General features: G+C 62.3%; 24 protein-coding genes and 1 pseudogene. 18 read left to right on the top strand and 7 right to left on the bottom strand.

Translation table 11 applies throughout. The features are described 5' to 3' along the window. Positions 1–9 precede the first annotated feature (9 nt). The 4 genes from ABLE43_RS14945 to pcaD are packed head-to-tail and all read left to right on the top strand — an operon-like array spanning position 10 to position 3351. Positions 10–717: a CoA transferase subunit A gene (locus tag ABLE43_RS14945; RefSeq protein WP_345907784.1), complete on the top strand. Its 708-nt coding sequence runs from the start codon at positions 10–12 to the stop codon at positions 715–717. After that, complete coding sequence (locus ABLE43_RS14950; RefSeq protein WP_345907785.1) at positions 717–1370, top strand: 3-oxoacid CoA-transferase subunit B; 654 nt, start codon at positions 717–719, stop codon at positions 1368–1370. Before ABLE43_RS14945 ends, ABLE43_RS14950 begins: the two co-directional genes overlap by 1 nt. Next, positions 1367–2569 carry a 3-oxoadipyl-CoA thiolase gene (gene pcaF / locus ABLE43_RS14955; protein ID WP_345907786.1) on the top strand — a complete coding sequence of 401 codons (1203 nt, stop codon included), beginning with the start codon at positions 1367–1369 and terminating at the stop codon, positions 2567–2569. Before ABLE43_RS14950 ends, pcaF begins: the two co-directional genes overlap by 4 nt. Positions 2570–2577: 8 nt before the next feature. Next, complete coding sequence (gene pcaD / locus ABLE43_RS14960; protein ID WP_425475277.1) at positions 2578–3351, top strand: 3-oxoadipate enol-lactonase; 774 nt, start codon at positions 2578–2580, stop codon at positions 3349–3351. Here the strand turns inward: pcaD and ABLE43_RS14965 are convergent, their stop codons facing one another. Then, positions 3352–4287: a LysR family transcriptional regulator gene (locus ABLE43_RS14965; protein WP_272815810.1), complete on the bottom strand. Its 936-nt coding sequence runs from the start codon at positions 4285–4287 to the stop codon at positions 3352–3354. It abuts the gene before it with no gap. Between the two features lie 147 nt (positions 4288–4434). Here ABLE43_RS14965 and ABLE43_RS14970 point away from each other — a divergent pair, with 147 nt between their 5' ends. From ABLE43_RS14970 to ABLE43_RS15005, 8 genes and pseudogenes are all read left to right on the top strand, one after another. Then, positions 4435–4713 (top strand): phenol hydroxylase subunit, encoded by a 279-nt coding sequence (locus ABLE43_RS14970; RefSeq protein WP_345907788.1) that lies wholly within the window; start codon positions 4435–4437, stop codon positions 4711–4713. After that, positions 4710–5726, top strand: a complete 1017-nt coding sequence (locus tag ABLE43_RS14975; protein WP_345907789.1) for an aromatic/alkene monooxygenase hydroxylase subunit beta — start codon at positions 4710–4712, stop codon at positions 5724–5726. The genes ABLE43_RS14970 and ABLE43_RS14975 overlap by 4 nt, the downstream gene beginning before the upstream one ends. After that, the gene (locus ABLE43_RS14980; RefSeq protein WP_345907790.1) at positions 5723–6004 is read left to right on the top strand and encodes an MmoB/DmpM family protein; all 282 of its coding nucleotides are present in this window, start codon (positions 5723–5725) and stop codon (positions 6002–6004) included. Before ABLE43_RS14975 ends, ABLE43_RS14980 begins: the two co-directional genes overlap by 4 nt. Then, positions 6001–7533 (top strand): aromatic/alkene/methane monooxygenase hydroxylase/oxygenase subunit alpha, encoded by a 1533-nt coding sequence (locus ABLE43_RS14985; protein ID WP_348979192.1) that lies wholly within the window; start codon positions 6001–6003, stop codon positions 7531–7533. The genes ABLE43_RS14980 and ABLE43_RS14985 overlap by 4 nt, the downstream gene beginning before the upstream one ends. A gap of 14 nt (positions 7534–7547) precedes the next feature. Further along, positions 7548–7895, top strand: a complete 348-nt coding sequence (locus ABLE43_RS14990) for a phenol hydroxylase subunit P4 (RefSeq protein ID WP_062126686.1) — start codon at positions 7548–7550, stop codon at positions 7893–7895. Between the two features lie 4 nt (positions 7896–7899). After that, positions 7900–8958 (top strand): NADH:ubiquinone reductase (Na(+)-transporting) subunit F, encoded by a 1059-nt coding sequence (locus ABLE43_RS14995; RefSeq protein WP_345907792.1) that lies wholly within the window; start codon positions 7900–7902, stop codon positions 8956–8958. 80 nt (positions 8959–9038) lie between these two features. After that, the gene (locus ABLE43_RS15000; protein ID WP_345907793.1) at positions 9039–9935 is read left to right on the top strand and encodes a SphA family protein; all 897 of its coding nucleotides are present in this window, start codon (positions 9039–9041) and stop codon (positions 9933–9935) included. A 158-nt stretch (positions 9936–10093) separates the two neighbouring features. Further along, positions 10094–10425 (top strand): annotated as a pseudogene (locus tag ABLE43_RS15005) (transposase); the annotation flags it as partial. 530 nt (positions 10426–10955) lie between these two features. Here the strand turns inward: ABLE43_RS15005 and ABLE43_RS15010 are convergent. From ABLE43_RS15010 to ABLE43_RS15020, 3 genes are read right to left on the bottom strand one after another with little or no spacing between them, the layout of a single operon-like run. Continuing rightward, on the bottom strand, positions 10956–11747 hold the full coding sequence (locus tag ABLE43_RS15010; protein ID WP_348979193.1) for an SDR family NAD(P)-dependent oxidoreductase: 792 nt from the start codon (positions 11745–11747) through the stop codon (positions 10956–10958). 47 nt (positions 11748–11794) lie between these two features. After that, positions 11795–12649, bottom strand: coding sequence for an SDR family oxidoreductase (locus ABLE43_RS15015; RefSeq protein WP_348979194.1), 855 nt, complete (start codon positions 12647–12649; stop codon positions 11795–11797). 29 nt (positions 12650–12678) lie between these two features. Further along, positions 12679–13479, bottom strand: coding sequence for a DODA-type extradiol aromatic ring-opening family dioxygenase (locus ABLE43_RS15020; protein WP_348979195.1), 801 nt, complete (start codon positions 13477–13479; stop codon positions 12679–12681). A gap of 130 nt (positions 13480–13609) precedes the next feature. Here ABLE43_RS15020 and ABLE43_RS15025 point away from each other — a divergent pair, with 130 nt between their 5' ends. After that, positions 13610–14518, top strand: a complete 909-nt coding sequence (locus ABLE43_RS15025) for a LysR family transcriptional regulator (RefSeq protein WP_062126398.1) — start codon at positions 13610–13612, stop codon at positions 14516–14518. Positions 14519–14734: 216 nt separating this feature from the next. Here ABLE43_RS15025 and ABLE43_RS15030 read toward each other — a convergent pair whose 3' ends face one another. After that, a complete protein-coding gene (locus ABLE43_RS15030; RefSeq protein WP_348979196.1) occupies positions 14735–15751 on the bottom strand; it encodes a zinc-binding alcohol dehydrogenase family protein in 1017 nt (338 codons plus the stop codon). Between the two features lie 84 nt (positions 15752–15835). Beyond that, positions 15836–16771: a LysR family transcriptional regulator gene (locus tag ABLE43_RS15035; protein WP_348979197.1), complete on the bottom strand. Its 936-nt coding sequence runs from the start codon at positions 16769–16771 to the stop codon at positions 15836–15838. Positions 16772–16884: 113 nt separating this feature from the next. Between ABLE43_RS15035 and ABLE43_RS15040 the strand changes: the two genes are divergently transcribed. The 5 genes from ABLE43_RS15040 (at position 16885) to ABLE43_RS15060 (ending at position 19398) form a co-directional block, all read left to right on the top strand. Further along, a complete protein-coding gene (locus ABLE43_RS15040) occupies positions 16885–17679 on the top strand; it encodes a type 1 glutamine amidotransferase domain-containing protein (protein WP_348979198.1) in 795 nt (264 codons plus the stop codon). Between the two features lie 71 nt (positions 17680–17750). Beyond that, positions 17751–18047 (top strand): putative quinol monooxygenase, encoded by a 297-nt coding sequence (locus ABLE43_RS15045; RefSeq protein ID WP_062126405.1) that lies wholly within the window; start codon positions 17751–17753, stop codon positions 18045–18047. Between the two features lie 10 nt (positions 18048–18057). Then, positions 18058–18234: a hypothetical protein gene (locus ABLE43_RS15050; protein ID WP_348979199.1), complete on the top strand. Its 177-nt coding sequence runs from the start codon at positions 18058–18060 to the stop codon at positions 18232–18234. Between the two features lie 18 nt (positions 18235–18252). Then, positions 18253–18993: an SDR family oxidoreductase gene (locus tag ABLE43_RS15055; RefSeq protein ID WP_062126408.1), complete on the top strand. Its 741-nt coding sequence runs from the start codon at positions 18253–18255 to the stop codon at positions 18991–18993. Positions 18994–19104: 111 nt separating this feature from the next. Then, positions 19105–19398 carry a putative quinol monooxygenase gene (locus tag ABLE43_RS15060; RefSeq protein ID WP_037093999.1) on the top strand — a complete coding sequence of 98 codons (294 nt, stop codon included), beginning with the start codon at positions 19105–19107 and terminating at the stop codon, positions 19396–19398. A gap of 36 nt (positions 19399–19434) precedes the next feature. On the opposite strand, the gene ABLE43_RS15065 is transcribed toward ABLE43_RS15060, so the two are convergent. Then, positions 19435–20192 (bottom strand): IS5 family transposase gene (locus tag ABLE43_RS15065; protein WP_348979201.1). Its coding sequence is split into 2 segments (ribosomal slippage): positions 19435–19859 and positions 19859–20192, totalling 759 coding nucleotides; the frame shifts between segments, so codons are not numbered across the junction. Positions 20193–20286 lie beyond the last annotated feature (94 nt).

The raw sequence follows: 20286 nt of genomic DNA on the forward strand, positions 1-20286 counted from the left end.
GGCGGTCAGATGAACAAGGTGTACGACACGCCAGCCGCCGCGCTGGATGGACTACTCTTCAATGGCATGACGATCATGTCGGGCGGGTTTGGGCTCTCGGGTAATCCCGAGAGCCTTATACCGGAGATACGCGCCAGCGGCGTTCGCGATCTCATCGTCGTCTCCAACAACGCCGGCGCCGATGGCTTCGGATTGTGGATGCTGCTGGAGACGCGGCAGATCGGCAAGATGATCTCGAGCTACGTCGGCGAGAACAAGCTGTTCGAGCAGCAGTATCTCTCGGGCGAGCTGGTGCTGGAGCTGACGCCGCAGGGTACGCTTGCCGAGCGGATACGCGCGGGCGGAGCGGGTATCCCGGCTTTTTTCACGAAGACCGGGGTGGGCACCGTCGTTGCAGAAGGTAAACCCGTCGAAAGCTTCGACGGCGAGGAATATGTCCGCGAAACTTGGCTGCGCGCGGATCTGGCAATCGTGAAGGCCTGGCGTGCCGACACGGCCGGAAACCTCATGTTCCGCAAGACGGCGCGCAACTTCAATCCGGTGATGGCCACCGCAGGCAGGGTTACCGTGGCGGAGGTCGAAGAGATCGTGCCGCCGGGCACCTTTGACGCGGACTGTATTCACACACCCGGCATCTACGTGGACCGGATCGTGAAGAGCACCATCAACGAGAAGCGGATCGAGAAGCTGACCATTCGCGAGCGGGAGGCCGTCTGATGCCGTGGAGTCGTGACGAAATGGCCGCGCGGGCCGCGCGTGAATTGCGCGACGGATACTATGTCAATCTCGGTATTGGTATTCCGACACTGGTCGCCAACCATATCCCGCATGGCATCGACGTGACGCTGCAATCGGAGAACGGCATGTTGGGCATGGGACCGTTTCCCTTCGCAGGTGAAGCCGATCCTGACCTCATCAACGCGGGCAAGCAAACGATCACTGCGCTACCGACCTCATCGTTCTTCTCTTCCGCTGACAGTTTCGCGATGATCCGCGGCGGCCACATCGATCTGACGGTACTTGGAGCAATGGAAGTCAGCGAGGGAGGCGACATCGCCAACTGGACCATTCCCGGCAAGATGGTGAAGGGGATGGGCGGTGCGATGGATCTCGTCGCCGGCGTCAAGCGCGTGGTTGTCGTGATGGACCACGCGAACAAGGCCGGCGAGCCGAAGATCTTGCCGACGTGTAGTCTGCCGCTGACTGGCAAGGCGTGCGTCGATCTGATCGTCACCGACCTTGGTGTGATCGCCTGTGACAAGCCCGGACTGCGCCTTGTCGAACTGGCGCCTGGGGTCACAATAGAGGAGATTGGCGCGAAGACCGGCCCTGCGCTTGACGTGTCGGCAGCGCAGGCGCGCGCCGCATGACCGAAGCGTTCGTATGCGACGCCGTGCGCACGCCGATCGGGCGTCTGAACGGCAGCCTTTCGACCATTCGCGCCGACGATCTGGCGGCCGTCCCGCTTGCGGCTTTGGCGGCGCGCAATCCTTCGATCGACTGGGCGCAAGGCGACGATGTTATCCTCGGTTGCGCCAACCAGGCGGGCGAGGATAATCGCAACGTCGCGCGAATGGCGCTGCTGTTGGCCGGACTGCCGGATGCTCTACCCGGAGCGACGGTCAACCGGCTTTGCGGGTCCGGGCTGAACGCAGTCGGCATTGCCGCGCAGGCGATCAGGTCGGGGGACGCCGAACTGATCGTCGCCGGTGGCGTCGAGAGCATGACGCGGGCTCCCTATGTTCTGGGCAAAGCGGCAGAGGCGTTCGATCGCGGGCAGCGTATTGAAGACACCACGATGGGCTGGCGTTTCGTCAATCCGGCGATGCGCGAGGCTTATGGTGTCGACACGATGCCGCAGACCGCCGAAAATGTAGCGGCGCAGTGGCAGGTTACGCGTGAACAGCAGGACGCATTCGCGCTTGCCAGCCAGCGCAAGGCGGCAGCAGCCCAGGCCAACGGCCGCTTGGCAGCAGAAATCGTGCCGGTCACGATCCCGCGTCGTGGAACTGAGCCGATCGTTTTCTCCGCCGACGAACATCCGCGCGCGAGTAATCTCGAGGGGTTGGCCAAGCTGAGGCCGGTCGTTCGAGCCGACGGGACGGTGACCGCAGGGAATGCCTCAGGTCTGAATGATGGCGCCGCAGCGATGCTCATCAGTTCGAAGGCCGCCGCAAAGCGACACGGCCTCACGCCGCGCGCGCGCATTCTCGCAATGGCCTCGGCAGGTGTTGCGCCGCGGATCATGGGCGTCGGGCCGATCGAAGCGGCGAACAAGCTGCTCGCGCGCACCGGATTGTCGATGGCCGATCTCGACGTGATCGAACTGAACGAGGCTTTTGCGGCCCAAGCCATCGCTGTGCTTCGCGATCTCGGCGTCGCGTCCGACGATCCGCGCGTAAACCCGAATGGCGGCGCGATCGCTTTGGGTCATCCCCTCGGCATGTCGGGTGCCCGGATCGTGATGACAGCGGTCGAGGAATTGCACCGCACGAGAGGCCGCTATGCTCTGGCCTTCATGTGTATCGGCGTGGGGCAGGGCATCGGCCTTTTGCTGGAACGCGTGTGATGGAGCGCATGAGCCTGGGTGACGGCTGCACGCTCGCCTATCGTCTCGAGGGGGCGGTGGATGCTCCCGTCCTCGTTCTGTCCAACTCACTTGGCACCGACATGGGTATGTGGGCGCCCCAGCTTGATGCCCTCAGGGCGAAGTTTCTCGTGTTGCGCTATGACCAACGCGGGCATGGTGCGTCCGATGCGCCGAGCGGTGGCTACAGCATCGACCGGCTCGGTCGTGACGTGGTGGAACTGACTGAAGCGCTCGGCATCCAGCGGTTCCACTTCTGCGGCCTCTCGCTCGGGGGCATGGTCGGTCAATGGCTCGGCGTGCGTGAGATCACACGGTTGGACCGATTGATCCTGGCAAATACCACTGCTTACATGGGACCACCCAGCGGGTGGGATGCCCGGATCGAAGCAGTGCTCAGGGATGGCATTGCACCGCTCGCCGATGCCTCGATCATGCGCTGGTTCACCCCTGACTTTGTCGCCTCGTCGCCTGAGGCGATCTTGCCGATTGTCACCATGCTGCGGCAGACAAGTCCTGTCGGCTATGCTGGATGCTGCGCTGCGATCCGCGACATGGATCAGCGGCGGACAGCGGCACTGGTAGAAGTACCGACGCTCGTCATTGGCGGCAGCGCGGATCCGGCAACTCCCCCTGAACATGCGCGCGCGCTGGCTACGACGATTTCGGGCGCAGCCTTGCGCATAGTCGATGCGGCTCATCTCTCGAATGTCGAGCAGCCGAGTGAATTCACGGCCGCGATGCTCGATCACCTCACAGGCTGATTACCGGGCGCGCCGATCACGGACGAGCGCACAGAAGCCGGCGACCACGGGTGAACGGTTGTCGCGACGATACGCAAGGCTGAGCTGTGTCTGCGGTGCGTCGCCGAGGAATGGCCTATAGGCTACGCCGGTTAGCTGCGCCTCGGAGGCTGACTCGGGCACGATGGACACCCCCGCGCCAACCGACACGAGCGACAGTGCGGTCTGGATCTCAAGTGTCTCCTGCGCGATCGTCGGTGTGAATCCTTCGCGGCGACACAGCTCGAGAATGTGATCGGCAAAACTCGGACGCGGGTGTCGCGGATATATCACGAAAGGACGCTGAGAGAGATCGCTCAATGCAATGTGGTTCTGCTGCGCGAGCGTATCTTCCTCCGGTAGTGCGACTGCAAGCGGCTCGCGCTGCACGACCTCGCTGACGATTTCCGGATCACCAATCCCAGGTCTCGCGAAGGCAACGTCGATCGAGCGATTGATCAAAGCGATCCTCAGTTCCGCAGTATTCAAAGCGTGCAGCACCAGCTCCACGTCAGGATGCGCGGCGCGATAGCGGTTAAAGACACCCGGCAGGATGGAGTAGGTTGCTGAGCTGACGAAACCCACCTGAATAACGCCGACCGTTCCTTCCGACGCACGTTTTGCGACGCGCGCAGCATCAGCGACGCGCGCGAGAATGTCGCGCGCGCGTGGCAGCAACGCATCGCCGGCGGCAGTCATCTCGATCGCGCTGCGGGTGCGGTCGAACAGCAAGGCACCTATTCCCGCTTCCAGATTCGCTATCTGGCGACTGAGCGCGGGCTGGGCGATGTGGAGACGTTCGGCGGCACGGCCGAAGTGCAACTCCTCCGCCACGGCGAGGAAGTAACGCAAGCGGCGCACGTCGATCCCCGGTGTGGTCGCGGCAAGCGGTTCGGTCGACGTCAGGTTGCGGGCCATACCTTTTATGTGCGTGACTCGTGCGGCGTGGGCAATACCGTTTCGGCATCAGGATGTGCCTATATTATATTTGCGGGTCATCGCTCGGTGGGACACTCTCCTAAGATCAAAGAGCCCCTCTAGGGGCCTGTTCGAGGAAGAGGTGTCATGCTGGAAGTGCAACACGCTCCGTCACAATCCGGTCGTCGCGTCAAATTGCAGGCGGTGGTTACCGGCGTGACCGACCGCGGCATCGTCCAGTTCGATTTCGTCTACGGCGATCCTGACCTAAGCGTCGAGCTGGTGCTACCCGTCGCCGCTTTCCGTGAATTTTGCGGTGAGAACCGCTGCCTTGTCACCGCCGCTGACCCGGCAGAGAGCGCTGCCGTGCTGCGCCTTGTCGCGGGTTCATCGGCTCCCGTCCATACCGTCGGAGCGCTTGCATGAACATCGATATCCAGGCCGAAGCGATCACGCCGCGCCGGCAAACCTTTTCGCACATCGCGCGTCGTTTCGGGGTCGACAAACCCGCCTCACGCTATGAGGAAGCGACATTCGACGTTCAGCCCGTGACAAATTTTCATTATCGGCCGACTTGGGATCTCGAACGCGAGCTTTTCGATCCGCGCCGCACCGCAGTCGAAATGGCGGATTGGTATTCCTTCCGCGATCCACGGCAATTCTATTATGCGACCTACAACATCAATCGTGCGGCGATGCAGCAGTCATTCGACGATGCTGTCGGTTTCGTCGATAAGCGCGACTTGATCGGAAACGTCGACGCGGACTGGCTCAAGGTCTTTGCTGGCTATCTCCTGCCGTTGCGCCATGTCGAATGGGCGGCAAACATGAACTGCCAGCTGATCGCCGACTGGGGCTATGGCACGCAGATCACGTCGGCAGCGTCATTTTGCGGCACCGATCGACTCGGGATCGCGCAGATCATCTCGCGTATCGGCCTGGTGGTCGGTGCCGGCACCGACGAGGCGCTCGTCGCAGCCAAGGCGGAGTGGATGGAGGCGCCGGAATGGCAGCCGATGCGTCGGCTCGCTGAAGACCTGCTCGTGGTTCGCGACTGGTTTGAGGTTTTCGTTGCCCAGCTCGTCGTCCTTGATGGTTATGTGTATCCACTGGTGACGCAGGCTTTCGACCGCGCCGGGGCCGCGCATAACGGTGCACCCCTATCAATGATGACCGGCTTTCTTGCCGACTGGTATGCCGACAACAGCCGGTGGACCGATGCCGTCATCAAGACGGCGGCAGCGGAGTCCGGGGGCAATCGAAAGGTACTCAAAGACTGGTTCGACCACTGGACCCGCCGAGCCGAAGAGGCGGTGCGGCCAATCGCAGACAGGGTGCTCGGCGATCGCGGGTTGCTTGCGGTTGCGGAAGCTGCGGCCGATCTGCGTAAGCGGATGATCGGCCTCGGCGCGCTGGGCGAGAAGGAACTGGCCGCGTGACCCAGCAGCAGCCCGTATCGATCACCTTGCAGAACTCGCAAGAGGGGGCTGCGATCGCTGACGCGATCATGGCCGACAACCCCGGTGCCCAGCGCCGATCCATGCACGCGATGACCAAAATCGACTGTCCGGGTCGGCTCGAGATCCGCGCCAACAGCGTGTCAGAGCGGCTCGGCCGAGACTGGGACCCGCAGGAAATCCATATGTCCGTCATCTCGTTGTCCGGCACGGTCGACGAGGATGATGATTACTTTGCAGTTTATTGGAGGCAGTTATGACAGCCCGCAAACTGAATCTGAAGCAGAAGTACGGTCACTTCACCCGTGGCCTGGACTGGGAACCGAGCTACCAGAACAAGGACGACATCTTCCCCTTCGCGAAATACGAAGGGATCAAGGTGCATGACTGGGACGCTTGGGAAGACCCTTTCAAGCTGACCATGGACGCCTATTGGAAGTTCCAAGCGGAAAAGGAGCGCAAGCTCTACGCCGTGATCGATTCGATGGCGCAGAATAATGGTCAGCTCGGTATCACCGATGCGCGCTACCTCAATGCGGTGAAGCTCTTCATCCAGGCCGTGACGCCGCTGGAGTACCAAGCGCACCGACACTTCGCGCATCTGGCGCGTCATCTACCGGGGGCGGGTCTCCGCGTCGCCGCGCAGATGCAGTCGATCGACGAGCTGCGTCACTGCCAGACGCAGATTCATACGATTAGCCACTACAACAAGTTTTTCGACGGCATGCATGACTTCACCCACATGCACGACCGCCTATGGTATCTGTCGGTGCCGAAATCGTTCTTCGACGATGCGAGCACGGCAGGACCATTCGAGTTCCTGACCTCGATCAGCTTCGCCTTTGAATATGTGCTGACCAATCTCCTGTTCGTGCCGTTCATGTCGGGCGCCGCCTATAATGGCGACATGGCGACGGTCACGTTCGGCTTCTCGGCGCAGTCGGATGAGAGTCGGCACATGACGCTGGGGCTGGAGGCGGTGCGCTTCCTGCTGGAGCAGGACGAGGCCAATGTACCGATCGTTCAGGGCTGGATCGACAAGTGGTTCTGGCGCGGATACCGTCTCCTGACGCTCGTCGGCATGATGATGGATTACATGCTGCCCAAGAAGGTCATGTCCTGGGCAGAGGCTTGGGAAACCTATTACGAGCAGGCAGGTGGCGCACTGTTCGCCGATCTCGCCCGCTACGGTATCCGCGAACCAAAGTATGCGGAAATCGCCAAGAAGGAAAAGGGCCACATCTCGCATCAGGCGTGGACCATCTTCTACAACTATACCCATGCGGCCGCAGTCCATACTTGGGACGTCGACGACCAGCATCTGGCATGGCTGCGTGAGAAGTATCCTGACACGTTTGAACAGTTCTACGAACAGCGCTATCTCAAGTGGCGTGATCAGGCCAATCAGGGCAAGCGCTTCTACAACAACGGCCTGCCGCAGCTCTGTCAGGTGTGTCAAGTCCCGATGGCATTCACTGAAGTGGATGATCCGACCACGATCAGCTTTCGTGTCTCCGAGTTCGGTGGTGACAAGTATCATACTTGTTCGGACGGCTGTAAGGACATATTCGATCACGAGCCGGAAAAGTTCTCGCAAGCATGGCTCCCGGTGCATCAGATCTTCCAGGGCAATTGCGGCGGCGCGACCGTTCCAGAGGTGCTGGACTGGTACCACATCAACAAGGGCGCCGATAACATGGATTATGCCGGTTCGCCCGAAGAGGCCCAGTGGGAAAAGTGGATGGAAGGGCGTCGCCCTGCGCCACCTTTTGCAGCCGCAGCAGAATAAGGAAGGGACATCAAATGCCCACAGCCGCTCTCCATTCCGGCTACTCGGGACCGACCCGTGATCGCGTGGAAAATTTTCACGGTGCGCAGCTCGTATTCGTACATTGGGAAGGCCATAACAACTTCTGTTCGGCCATCACCCTTCCGCTTCCGCGCGACGTACCGTTCGGAGCCCTGACGGCCGAGATCCTCCCGTCACTCTATTCCATCGATCCGGATTGGGCGTCCGTGGATCTCGGCCGGGCACGTTGGATGCTCGACGGGGAGAACTGGTCGCCATCGCCCGAAAAGAGCCTCGGTGAGCTGGGGGTCGGCCATAAGTCGCTGATCCGATTCTGGACTCAAGAGGGCGGCAACGCCTAACGCCATGGCAACGCTGACGATCGAACCCACTGGCGACACTGTAGAGGTGGCGGAGGGCCAGACCTTGCTCGACGCCTGCCTTCGTGCCGGCCTCTATCTGCCGCACGCCTGCGGCCACGGCCTGTGCGGCACCTGCAAGGTGTCCGTATTGGAGGGGGAGGTAGCTCACGGTGCCGCCAGTTCGTTCGCGCTGATGGATTTCGAACGCGACGAGGGCGCAACGCTCGCCTGTGTCGCGACGATACAAGGCGACGTGACGATCGAGGCGGACATCGACGACGATCCCGATGCACGGCGCATCGCGGTCGCGGATCATGTCGGCACGGTCAGCAAGCTCGAAATGCTGACACCCGATATCTTGGGCGTGTGGCTCGATGTTGCGGGCGAGGGCGTGTTCTTTCAAGCTGGCCAGTATGTCAACTTGTCGATCGACGGCATCGAGGGGACAAGGGCTTTCTCGATCGCGAGCAGCCCGGCCGAGGCTAACATCGTCGAGTTGCACGTTCGCCTCGTGCCTGGTGGAAAGGCGACGACGCATCTGCACGAGCACCTGAAGGTCGGCGATCAGATCCGCTTCGCGGGTCCGTTCGGCCGTTTTTTTGTCCGCCGCTCGGCAAACAAGCCGCTGATCTTCCTCGCCGGTGGCTCTGGATTATCTAGTCCCAAGAGCATGATACTTGAGTTGATCGGGCAAGGCTACGATCAGCCGATCACCTTGATACACGGGGCGCGTCGCCCGCACGATCTCCACTACACCGATTTCTTCCGCAAACTCGCCGAAGAGAATCCCACGTTCCGCTATGTGCCTGTGCTGTCGCAAGCAGAGCCTGAGGATGCTTGGGAAGGCGAGACCGGATATGTTCACGAAGCCGCTGAGCGTCTGTTCGCTGGCCGGTTCACTGGCCATCAAGCATATCTTTGCGGTCCACCGCCGATGATCGAGGCGGGGATCGGCGCGTTGATGAAGGGGCGCCTGTTCGAGCGCGACATCTTCGTCGAGAAGTTCGTTACCGCGGCCGATGCCGAGAAATCAGTACGATCTCCGTTCTTCAAGAAGCTCTGAGTAAAACAACAACCGAAACGCGAGCCGGCGGCTGATGCCGCTGATTGGAAACTTGCGTCCGAAGCAAAGGGGGGAATGTCGTGAAAAACCATCTTCTTGGCGCAGCCGCGATCGTGACTGCTACAGCCGCAACGCCGGCGCTGGCGTCAGAAGGCGGCCGCACCGCCTATCCAAACGGCGCTGAGGCGCTCACAATCGCTGCGCTTCCGCCACCCGGAACGTACCTCCTCAATTACGGCTATTACTACACCGCAGATCGCCTGAACGATGACAACGGCAACAGCGCGGGGCCGCCGGACTTCTCGGTCAATATCGTCGGCGACATTCCGCGCTTTGTCCACGTCACCAATTTCAAGGTGCTTGGCGCATCGGTCGCGACGCAGGCGTTCGTGCCGATCATCAACGTCAACGTCCACGCCGGAGGTGCGCGGCAGAACAAGTTCGGCATCGGCGATATCATCGTCAATCCGCTCGTGCTCGGCTGGCAACGCAAGAATACCTTCTTTGTCGCAACGATGGACACGTTCGTACCCACCGGCAGCTACAAGCGCACCAATCTCGCTAATCTCGGTAACAACTACTGGACATTCCAACCGGTGCTCGCGGTGACCCACTTCAATCCCAAGGGTCCTGGCCCGGAAGTGTCGCTGAAGCTGATGTACGACTTCAACACGAAGAACCGGGATACCAACTACCGCTCCGGCCAAGCCGCACACGTCGACTTCGCTGCGGCGTATAATTTCAATCCCCTTACGGTGGGCATCACCGGTTATTATTTGAAGCAGACGACGGACGACAAGGTGAACGGCGCGCGTGTCGGCGTTAACGGCAACAAGGGGGAGGTGTTCGCGCTTGGACCGCTCGTCCGTTATCAGGCGGGCAAGGTGCCGATCGCCTTTCAGTGGCAGCATGAATTGTCGGCAACCAACCGTACACAAGGTGACAGTTTCTGGTTGAAAGCGGCGTTCCGTTTCTGATTGACGCGATTCATCGCGCATTGGTTCGTCGGGTTGCGCCTCTACAGTTGCTGGCCGCCGAAGCTGCAGATTTGACATTAGGATAGCGCAGCGTCGCGGGGGGTATGAACCGCCCTGGGTTTGTCGGAGGCTCCAACTCCTGAGAAGGTGGAGCCTATATGAGCAAGACGACGAACAGGTGCGCGCCTGAGGTCCGCGAGCGAGCGATACGGATGGTGCTGGATCACGAGCGCGATCACCCATGGCGATGGGCGGCGGTAGATTCCATTGTCGAGAAGATCGGCTGCATCCCGTAGACGGTGCATGAGTTGGTAAAGAAGGCGGAGGGGAACAGCGGCAAGCGCGCTAGCGTCCCGACCGAGGTCGCTGACAAGATGAAGGCGCTGGAACGCGACGTCCGCGAGCTGCGACAGGCCAACGAGATCCTGCGCAAGGCGTCGGCGTATTTTACCCAAGCGAAGCTCGACCGCTCATTCCGGCGATGATCGCGGCTTGACGATCTGTACCCTCTGCCCGGCCACGGCTTTTAACCGGACAGCTTCACGCTGCCGTGCTGCGGCGAGTGCCTATCGGCAGCGGTCTTCCTGGGGTAGGTGCTCGATGGTCCTTGATACATTTAGATCTCAAACAGACTCCGCATGAATTTGGCGGCTTTTTCTGAAGGTTCTTTCCGCACGGAAAAAGGACCGTGAGTTGGATTAGAATGGTGGTTAGCGGACCGGCCGCTTTTGGGTAAAGCAAGGCGCATAGCTGACGTTGGCTACTCCGGCCCCCGTACCGATTGGGATCCCATGCGAGACGGGATCCCGAAACCTTGGGGTGTCATCTTGCCCTCAACCGGACCGGCCACCAGCGGCGCATTTTTCAACAGCCCCGGTCGATTTTCTGGCGGTCTGGCTTTCCGTTTCGCCACGCTCGACAAGCAGTTCAGGAAACGGCACCCGCCTTGCCGTCTGTCGTGCAACTCGCGCATTGGTCGTGCTGGCCGCCCTTCCCAATCGGGATAGGACAAACTGAAAGTCAGGCGATCGTATCCACCACACCGCCGTCAACGCGTAGCGCCGCACCGGTGGTCGCGGACGCCTGTGGAGAGGCGATGTAGACGCACAGGTTGGCGACTTCCTCGACCGTGGCAGCACGCCGAATAATCGAGGACGGTCGGTGCGCCTTGACGAAATCGGCGCCAGCCTCTTCCAACGATTTGCCCGAGGTCACCTCGTCCGCCAGTATTTCGGCCACGCCCTCCGACAATGTCGGACCGGGAAGGATGGCATTCACTGTTATACCCGTACCTGCCATGCGCTTGGCTAGGCCACGCGATAGGGCAAGGTCGGCGGTCTTGGTCACGCCGTAGTGGATCATGTCCGCCGGGATGTTCAGGCCGGATTCCGAGGACAGGAACAGCACGCGACCCCAGCCCTTGTCCCGCATCCCGGGCAGATAGGCTCGGGACAGGCGCACGCCCGACAGCACATTGACCCGGAAGAAGCGTTCCCACTCCGCGTCCGGCGTCTCGAAAAAGTCCTGCGGGCCGAAGATGCCGGCATTGTTCACCAGGATGTCGACCGCTGGAAGCGCGGATACGATGGCATCGCATCCGGCTTCCGTTCCGACGTCTCCGGCCACACCGCGCACATCGGCATCCCCGACCTCACGCTTCAGCTTGGCAACAGCCTCCTGCGTGCGGCTCTCGTCGCGCCCGTTCAGGACGACGATCGCCCCGGCCGCCGTCAACCCCTTCGCAATCGCAAAGCCAATGCCGGCCGTCGAACCTGTCACGAGCGCCGTCTTGCCGGAAAGGTCGATGTTCATGCGCTATCTCCAGGGATGATCTTTATCGGTCGGGGTTGTCCGTAACGTCAGCCCTGCGCGGCGAGTTGCGCCCGCACGGCGTCGGCCAGCGGTGTCGTCGGACGTCCGATCAGCTTCGAGAGTTGGTGGCCGTCATCGAACAGCGCACCGTTCGAGGCATCGACGTCCCATGCCGCAACTCCCTCGGCGAAGCCCTCGGGCAGGCCCACCTGCTTCAGGATCGCAGCGTATTCGGCCTGCGGCAGGTCGCGGTACGGGATGTCGCGGCCGGTCTGGCGCGAGATCTCGGCGGCAAGGTCGGCGAGCGTCACCGCGTCGTCGCCGGCCAGCTCATAGGTCTTGCCCTCATGGCCGTCGCTGGTCAGCACGATGGCTGCGGCTTGGGCATAATCGGCGCGGGTCGCGAGCGACAGGCGTCCCTCGCCAGCGCTGCCGACGAGCGCGCCATTCTCCAGGGCTGCGGGAATCGAGCCGGTGTAGTTCTCGGTGTACCAGCCATTGCGCAGGAGGGTCGTCGGGATACCGGAGGACGCCAGCAGCGCTTCGGTCGCACGGTGCTCCTCGCCTAGGCTGATCGGCGATCGGTCGGCGTGCAGCAGGCTGGTGTAGACGATACGCTTGATGCCCGCCGTCTTGGCGGCCTCGATGACGTTGCGGTGCTGTGCCTCGCGCTGCCCGACCTCGCTCGACGAGATCAAGAGCAACGTGTCGATCCCGGCCAGTGCCGGAGCGAGCGTCTCAGGCTGCGCGTAATCGAACGCGCGTGCCTCGACACCCAGGTCGCTGGCCTTTTCGGGCGAGCGCACCAGCGCCACGATCGGCTCGCCGGTCGACTTGCGCTTCAGGCTTTCGATGACGAGACGGCCAAGCTGGCCGGTCGCGCCGGTGACGGCGATGGTCATGATAATTCTCCTTCAGTGACGCGGTGAGATCAGTTGAAACGGAAACCCGAGATGGCGGTCGACAGCACTTCCTCGGCATAGACCCGGGCGCCTTCGCCTTCGGCCGCGCCGGCCGCGACCATCAGGGGCAGCAGATGCTCCTCCTTGGCGGGCGGATGGGCGAACCGCGCCGATGGCGCATCGGCCCAATGCGCCAGACGCTCGGCTCGCTGCGCACCATCCAGTTCCATGCTCTCGGCCAGCCACTGGTCGAACGCCTGCGAGCCGGGCGTCGAGCGCGGGTCGCCATAGGCGCGCATGTTGTGGAAGCTCATGCCCGAACCCAGGATCAGCACACCTTCCTCACGCAGCGGCGCGAGGGCGCGCCCGGCAGCGACATGGAGGGCCGGGTTCAGCCCCCGCTCGACGGACATCTCGATCAGCGGAATGTCGGCATCCGGAAAGGCCACCTTGAGGGGCACGAACACGCCGTGATCCAAGCCCCGTTTCGCGTCGACAGACGAGGGGATGCCCGCATCCTTGAGCAGGGCCGCGGCACGGGCGGCGAGCGCGGGCGAGCCTGGTACGTCGTAGCGCAGCTGATAGGTATGGGGCGGGAAGTTGTAATAGTCGTAGATCAGCTCGGGCCGTTCGGCGCCGGTCAAGGCAAAGCCGTCCGTCTCCCAATGTCCCGAGACGACGAGGATAGCCTTGGGCTTCTCGGCAAGCGAGTTCGGCAGGCTGCGCAGGAACGCTTCCATACCGCTCCACACGCCGCGCGGATCGTCCATGAAGAAGCAGGGGCCGCCGCCATGCGGGATGAAGTAGGTAGGCTGGACGCTCATGGTCATACACTCCGGTGCAGGCGCCACGGAGGCCGCCTGGATCATTGTTCGATCTGTTGACCGGGATATGTGCGCACTATCGCGCAATGATAATCTGCCACGTAGAAGAGTCAGCTTCAACCACGGGTAGGAAATCATGGCGGATCGGTTGACGGGTATGGACGTGTTCGTAAAGGCGATCAGGCTCGGTGGCATCTCTGCTGCCGCACGCGATCTGCACATGTCGCCGGCGATGGCGGCCAAGCACCTAGACGCCCTCGAAGCGCGGCTCGGCACCACGCTGGTCCAGCGCTCGACGCGTCGGCTGTCGCTGACCGAGGCAGGCACCGACTATTTCGAAAAGGCCGAACGTATCCTGATGGAGATCGGAGAAGCCGAGGCGGAGGCATCGTCGCGCTCGATCACTGCCCAGGGACTGCTGCGCGTCAGTGCGCCCGCCACCTTCGGCGTTCTGCACCTTGCCTCACTCATCCCTGCTTTCTCCGCACGTCATCCCGAGGTGACGATCGAACTGGGCTTCAACGATCGTTACGTCGACCTGCTGGAAGAGCGTTGGGATGTCGCCGTACGGATCGGGCGCCTCGCCAACAGTGCGCTTGTTGCCCGCAAACTCGTGGCGATGCGCGTCGTGCTGTGTGCCGCCCCCTCTTATTTGGCGAGGCGGGGAACGCCAACCCGCCTGGCCGATCTCGGCGATCACGATTGTCTGGGCCACACCAACGCGTCGCTTGCAGGAACGACATCGTGGGCGTTCGGCAAAGACGGGACGATCAAGGTGCCGATCTCAGGATCGATGTGTTCCGACAATGGCGAGGCCTTGGTTCGCGCTGCCATCGCGGGCCAAGGGCTGGTCTATGGGCCACGCTTTATTGCGGCAGAGGCGCTTCGCGCCGGTCAGTTGAGCGAGCTTGAGCTGGACGAGCCGCCTATGATGCTGGGAGCGGCGTATGCCATCACACACCCGACGCGGCGCCCCGCCGCCAAGACGCGGGCGTGGATTGACTTCTTAGCCGAAGCACTCCCCGCTCTTGGCACCGATTGGTGAGATGCCAAGCTAGCAGACGTCCCGAGTTTTCACCCGAGGACCGCGTCTGCTATCTCGAAACATCACGGTCTTTTACGATTGTAGATATCAGTGACCCAGCGAAAGCGACGCCCACAACCGCACATGGCTGGCATCGATTACGCCGAGGCTTGGTCCCTTTCAGTTGGTGCAGCGGGGGCCGCGGGCGCGACGGACGTTGAGTGAGCGTGAACCGCATCACTGCCAACCCTCGATGACGATCTTGCCGCGTGCGGTAGTGCTCTCAAGCGCCTGGTGCGCGCGCTTAAGGTTCGCGGCGTTGATGGGGGAGAACCGTTCGGTGAGGGTGGTGCGCACCTCGCCGGCGTCCACGAGGCTGGCGATGGCCGACAGGATCTGACCCTGCGTTTCCATATCAGCAGTCTCGAACATGGACCGGGTGAACATGAACTCCCAGTGGGTCGACACTGATTTTCGTTTGAACGGGACGACATCGAGTGTCTTGGGGTCGTCGATGAGTGCAAAACGTCCCTGCGGGGCGATCAGCTCGGCGATCTGCTCGATATGCTCGTCGGTGTGCGTGGCCGAGAAGATGAAAGCCGGCGCGCCAATGCCGAGATCCGCTACCTGCTGCGCCAACGGCTGACGATGATCGATGACATGGTGGGCGCCGAGCTCACGCACCCAGGCTTGTGTCTCGGGGCGTGATGCCGTTGCGATGACCGTGAGATCGGGAACCTGCCGGGCAAGCTGGATCGCCATCGATCCGACCCCGCCGGCACCGCCGATGATCAACAGCGCAGGTGCTGCACCAGCTACAGGAGTTCGCACGGACAATCGCTCGAAGAGGGTCTCCCACGCGGTAATCGCCGTCAGCGGCAACGCCGCTGCCTTTGCCCAATCGAGGCTGGCCGGCTTCCTTCCGACAATGCGTTCGTCGACCAGGTGCAGCTCGGCGTTGGTCCCATCGCGGCCGATGCTGCCCGCGTAGAACACCTCGTCGCCCGGTTCGAAGCCGCGCACTTCAGGGCCAACAGCGCGAACGACACCGGCGGCATCCCAACCCAGGATACGCCAATCACCGTGCATCGAACCCGAGCCAGCGCGCACCTTCGTGTCAACAGGGTTTACCGAGACAGCCTTGACCTCGACGAGGAGATCACGGCCGGTAGCGTTGGGATCGGGAAGTTCGATATCGACGAGAGCTTCCGTGCGATCGATCGTTCCGGGCTGCTGGTAGCCGATTGCACGCATGATAAATCCTATTGTCAGGGGCTGTATAGCGAACTCTGTCGCGTACGGGATACGCACAAGCGACATCGCGGTTCGACATCGTCCTCAGGCTGGCGACGGCGTGATTGCCGCTGCCGTCTTCCCCGTGAGGTCGGTGATGATCGCGCCGATCAGCGCCCGTAACCAGCGGTGTGCGGGATCATGCCGATAGCGGACGTGCCAAGCCATTTCCACGGGAAAGCTGCCAAGGTCGACCGGAGCCGGCAGGATCTTCAGCCGGGGGTCGTGCATCAGCCGCCTGCAGATGAGCGAGGGCAAGGTGGCGCAATAGTCGGTCACCGCCACCATCTCGGCTACCGCGAAGAAGTTTGTCACGGAGATTGCGACGTCGCGCTTCAGCTGCTGCTGCGCCAGCGCCTGGAACAGCCCGGCGCGCATCCGTCCGGGCGGCACGATGTTGACATGCTTCATCGTCTCGAACTGCTCGCGCGTCATGACATCGCCGACCCCCGGATGGTCGGCACGGACGGCGCAGGCGAGCCCTTCGTCCATCAGGTGCTGGACGACGAGGTTGTCGGGCGGATCGACGATGCGGCCCAGCACGAGCGCCGTCGTGCCTGACACGACGCCTGTTTCCACAAGATCGTTCCCGTAGGGCGTCAGACGAAGCTTTATGCCGGGGGCGACCTTCTCCAGGCGCGCCACGATAGCGGGGACGAGGACGAACTCGACATAGCCGTTTGGCGCGATCGTGAAGAGCCGTTCGGCATGTAAGGGGTCGAAGGCCTGCTGACCGAGGACCGCGTCGTCGAGCTGGGCGAGTGCCTCGGCGATCAGCGGTGAGAGTTCAAGCGCGATCGGGGTCGGCTGGATGCCGTAGCGCTCGCGGACGAACAGTTGGTCCTGAAGCATCAGTCGTAGACGCGATAGGGCATTAGACAGGGCGGGCTGTGTCATGCCCATTCGCTCGGCGGCCCGCGTGACGCTGCGCTCCTCCATCAACGCGACGAAGATCGGCAGCAGGTTCAGATCGTAGCGCATGCAGTCATCCTGTCAGACGTATATCTGACATTAGAAAGATAAACTTCTAGAATATATCAACGAGGCCCATTTCCCATCCATCGGCGACGGGCGCCGCGAACATGGAGGTTCAGATGAGCAAGGGTCAGGTTCTCGTTCTTGGATCGAACGCGACACAGCTCGGTCTGCGTGGCGGCAGTACCGCAACGGTCGGTCAGTATCTCAACGAAACGGCAGTCCCCGCGCTGGCAGTGCTCGACGCCGGCTATGATATTGTTCTCGCCACGCCCAATGGGACCAAGCCGCACATCGACGCCGGTTCCGACACGAAGGACCACTTTGGCGGTGATGAGGCGGCATACCAGCGCGCCAAGGACTTCTTCGCCAGCCACCCGGCCATGAACGACGTCCGCACGCTGAAATCGGTCGTCGACGAGGGTCTGGACGGCTTCGTTGGCGTGTTCGTGCCGGGAGGTCACGCGCCCATCGTCGATCTGATGCAGGACCGCGATGCGGGCACGATCCTCCGTCACTTCCACGCGGCGGCCAAGCCGACCGCGCTCCTCTGCCACGGACCGGTGGTCGTTGTCTCCGCGCTCGACGATGCTCCGGCCTTCCGCAAGGCGCTGGAGGAAGGCGATGACGCCGGGGCGGCCGACCTGGCGCGAGACTGGATCTACTCAGGCTACCGCATGACCGTCTTCTCGGCGAGCGAGGAGAAGATCGCTGAGGAGCAAGTGCTGAAGGGCGAACTCTTCTTCGACATGGAAAAGGCGCTGCGGTCGGCCGGTGGCGACGTCTCTGTCACCGACAAGAACTTCGCTTCGAATGTCGTCGTGGACCGGGAATTGATCACGGGTCAGAATCCCGCGTCGGACCGGGCCATGGCCGACGCGTTGATCGAAGCCCTCGATCGCGCCGCTGCGTGAGTACCAGGATGACGGGCGGGGCGCTCAGGATGCGCCCCGCTTCGAATATAACCAGGCCAGGATATGGTGCCATGACCGCCAACGTGAAGATCGTCGCAGTCCTAACCGCCCGTGCGGATACCGTCGACCGCCTGCGCGCTCTGCTCGACGCCATGCTAAAGCCAAGCCGTGCCGAACCGGGCAATTTGCGCTACGATCTCTGGCAGGACCAGAGCGATCCGAACCGCTTCGTCCTCGACGAGCTGTACGCGGATGCGGATGCGGTTACCGCCCACCGCGCGACGCCCCACTTCCAAAACTACCTCTCTCAGATCGGCGATCTGGCCGAGCGCGCCGCGTTTGTCCTCAACCCCGTCTCCGCGACCTAAGGGTGCTGCCATGGGCAAGCTTAAAGAATGGGTGGGGTCGGCGCTGCTGGCACAACCGTTCTACATAGAGGAGCTGCGGATGATCGGCCTGTTGGCACCTGCGCTTCGCGCGGGCCTTATGGGCCTCGTTCATCCACGCGGCTACCGCTGGCGCGGAGCCGCGACCCAGCGAAAAATCAAAATCTGAAGTGAAGGAAACACAGTCATGACCAAAGGTATCGAAGGCAAGGTTGTTCTCATCACCGGCGGGAGCACCGGCATCGGCGCCGAGACCGCGCGTCTTCTCGCCGAACGCGGTGCGAAGGTCGCCATCGCCGCACGGCGCAAGGACAAGCTCGACGAGGTCGTCGCGCAGATCGCCGAGAACGGCGGAACGGCACGCGCCTATGCGCTCGACGTCACTGACAAGTCGGCGGTCCAGTCCGTCGTCGCCGCGATCGTCGCCGACTTCGGCCGTCTCGACGTACTGATCAACAACGCCGGTCTGATGCCGATCCGTCCGATGGCCGAGGTCAACACCGACGAGTGGGACCAGATGATCGACGTCAATTTGAAGGGCACGCTCTACGGCATCGCCGCGGCTCTTCCCGGCTTCCTGGAGCAGGGCAGCGGCCACATCATCAACCTGAGTTCGGTCGCCGGCATCAAGGTCTTCGCCCCGGGCGGCACGGTCTATTCCGGCACCAAGTTCGCCGTCAGCGCGATCAGCGAAGGTCTTCGCCAGGAGGTGGGCGAGAAGGTCCGCGTCACGTCGATCGAGCCCGGAGCCGTCGAGAGCGACCTGAAGTTCACGACGTCGGGTACGGCTGCCGAGACGGTGCTGGACTTCTACAAGCAGGCCATCCCGGCGGCATCGGTGGCGCGTGCTATCGCGTTCGCTGTCGAACAACCTGATGACGTCGACGTCAACGCGATCGTCATCCGGCCGACCGCACAGCAGTTCTGATTTCGACGAGGAGGCGGGGCCGCGTGTGCTCCGCCTCATGGGGAACGTACCGGCCCGCTCTTCCGTTACTCTGCCGAATAATGACTGTCGGTTTCACTTGAGGAGTCATTTATGCCCAAACTTGCCCTCTATGTACCACTGAAGGCCAAGCCCGGAAAAGAGCGTGATGTCGCCAATTTCCTGACCTCGGCATTGCCGCTCGTTCAAGCTGAGGCGGGCACTCTGACCTGGTATGCGATCGAGGAAGGTCCCGGTGCGTACGCGATCTTCGATACGTTCGACACAGAGGAGGATCGGCAGGCCCATCTCGACGGCAAGGTTGCCGCCGCACTGATGGACAAGGCAGAAGAACTGTTTTCTGAACCGCCGCAGATTCACAAGTTCACCCTGCTGGCCGCGAAATAGCCGAGCGGTCGGCACCCTAGGGTCAGGACTCGTTGATCACAGCCAGAAGATGACAGTGGCAGCGAGGGCGACGGCAGCGAAGAAAGCCGTGGGGCAGCGATCGTAGCGGGTGGCAACGCGCCGCCGGTCTTTGAGACGGCCGAACATAATCTCGATGCGGCTGCGGCGCCGGTAGCGGCGCTTGTCGTATCTGACCGGCTCGTTGCGCGAGCGCCGGCCCGGGATGAAGGGCTGGATGCCTTTGGCCTGAAGGGCGTCCCTGAACCAGTCGGCGTCGTAGCCGCGGTCGCCAAGCAGCCACTGCGCCTTGGGCATGTCATCGAGCAGCGCTGCGGCACCGGTGTAGTCGCTGACTTGGCCCGCGGTCATGAAGAAGCTCAAGGGGCGCCCATTCGCATCGGCCAAGGCATGGAGTTTGGTGTTCATGCCACCCTTGGTGCGCCCGATCAGGCGGCCAAGATCCCCTTTTTAACCCGCAGGCTCGAAGCCGTGCGGTGTGCCTTCAGGTAGGTCGCGTCGATCATGACCGTCTGCGGCTCGGCGCCGACTGCAGCCAGACCTTCCATCATCCGCGTGAACACGCCCGCCTCGCCCCAACGCTTCCAGCGGTTGTAGAGCGTCTTGTGGGGCCCGTAGACACTGGGCGCATCGCGCCAGCGCAGCCCGTTGCGGTTGACGAACACGATGCCGCTCAGCACCCGCCGGTCATCCACCCGAGGCTTGCCGTGACTCTTGGGAAAAAACGGCCGCAGCCGCTCGATCTGCGTAAGCGTGGCGTGAGGACCGCAGTTTATGCGGCTTGGGCTGTTGGCTGATCTGTCTGGGGCACCCAGTTCCACGGCATCAGCTCGTCCCAGCGGGTGGCGGGCCAGTCGCCGGCGACCCTGG

This window comes from Sphingomonas silueang, assembly GCF_040049155.1.
GTDB classification, from domain to species: Bacteria; Pseudomonadota; Alphaproteobacteria; order Sphingomonadales; family Sphingomonadaceae; genus Sphingomonas; species Sphingomonas silueang.

Excerpts from the sequence above, each read along its gene's own strand:
- ABLE43_RS14945 (WP_345907784.1), top strand. The coding sequence starts at position 10 with ATGAACAAGGTGTACGACACGCCAGCCGCCGCGCTGGATGGACTACTC.
- ABLE43_RS14950 (WP_345907785.1), top strand. The coding sequence starts at position 717 with ATGCCGTGGAGTCGTGACGAAATGGCCGCGCGGGCCGCGCGTGAATTG.
- pcaF (WP_345907786.1), top strand. The coding sequence starts at position 1,367 with ATGACCGAAGCGTTCGTATGCGACGCCGTGCGCACGCCGATCGGGCGT.
- pcaD (WP_425475277.1), top strand. The coding sequence starts at position 2,578 with ATGAGCCTGGGTGACGGCTGCACGCTCGCCTATCGTCTCGAGGGGGCG.
- ABLE43_RS14965 (WP_272815810.1), bottom strand. The coding sequence starts at position 4,287 with ATGGCCCGCAACCTGACGTCGACCGAACCGCTTGCCGCGACCACACCG.
- ABLE43_RS14970 (WP_345907788.1), top strand. The coding sequence starts at position 4,435 with ATGCTGGAAGTGCAACACGCTCCGTCACAATCCGGTCGTCGCGTCAAA.
- ABLE43_RS14975 (WP_345907789.1), top strand. The coding sequence starts at position 4,710 with ATGAACATCGATATCCAGGCCGAAGCGATCACGCCGCGCCGGCAAACC.
- ABLE43_RS14985 (WP_348979192.1), top strand. The coding sequence starts at position 6,001 with ATGACAGCCCGCAAACTGAATCTGAAGCAGAAGTACGGTCACTTCACC.
- ABLE43_RS14990 (WP_062126686.1), top strand. The coding sequence starts at position 7,548 with ATGCCCACAGCCGCTCTCCATTCCGGCTACTCGGGACCGACCCGTGAT.
- ABLE43_RS14995 (WP_345907792.1), top strand. The coding sequence starts at position 7,900 with ATGGCAACGCTGACGATCGAACCCACTGGCGACACTGTAGAGGTGGCG.
- ABLE43_RS15010 (WP_348979193.1), bottom strand. The coding sequence starts at position 11,747 with ATGAACATCGACCTTTCCGGCAAGACGGCGCTCGTGACAGGTTCGACG.
- ABLE43_RS15015 (WP_348979194.1), bottom strand. The coding sequence starts at position 12,649 with ATGACCATCGCCGTCACCGGCGCGACCGGCCAGCTTGGCCGTCTCGTC.
- ABLE43_RS15020 (WP_348979195.1), bottom strand. The coding sequence starts at position 13,479 with ATGACCATGAGCGTCCAGCCTACCTACTTCATCCCGCATGGCGGCGGC.
- ABLE43_RS15025 (WP_062126398.1), top strand. The coding sequence starts at position 13,610 with ATGGCGGATCGGTTGACGGGTATGGACGTGTTCGTAAAGGCGATCAGG.
- ABLE43_RS15030 (WP_348979196.1), bottom strand. The coding sequence starts at position 15,751 with ATGCGTGCAATCGGCTACCAGCAGCCCGGAACGATCGATCGCACGGAA.
- ABLE43_RS15035 (WP_348979197.1), bottom strand. The coding sequence starts at position 16,771 with ATGCGCTACGATCTGAACCTGCTGCCGATCTTCGTCGCGTTGATGGAG.
- ABLE43_RS15040 (WP_348979198.1), top strand. The coding sequence starts at position 16,885 with ATGAGCAAGGGTCAGGTTCTCGTTCTTGGATCGAACGCGACACAGCTC.
- ABLE43_RS15045 (WP_062126405.1), top strand. The coding sequence starts at position 17,751 with ATGACCGCCAACGTGAAGATCGTCGCAGTCCTAACCGCCCGTGCGGAT.
- ABLE43_RS15050 (WP_348979199.1), top strand. The coding sequence starts at position 18,058 with ATGGGCAAGCTTAAAGAATGGGTGGGGTCGGCGCTGCTGGCACAACCG.
- ABLE43_RS15055 (WP_062126408.1), top strand. The coding sequence starts at position 18,253 with ATGACCAAAGGTATCGAAGGCAAGGTTGTTCTCATCACCGGCGGGAGC.
- ABLE43_RS15060 (WP_037093999.1), top strand. The coding sequence starts at position 19,105 with ATGCCCAAACTTGCCCTCTATGTACCACTGAAGGCCAAGCCCGGAAAA.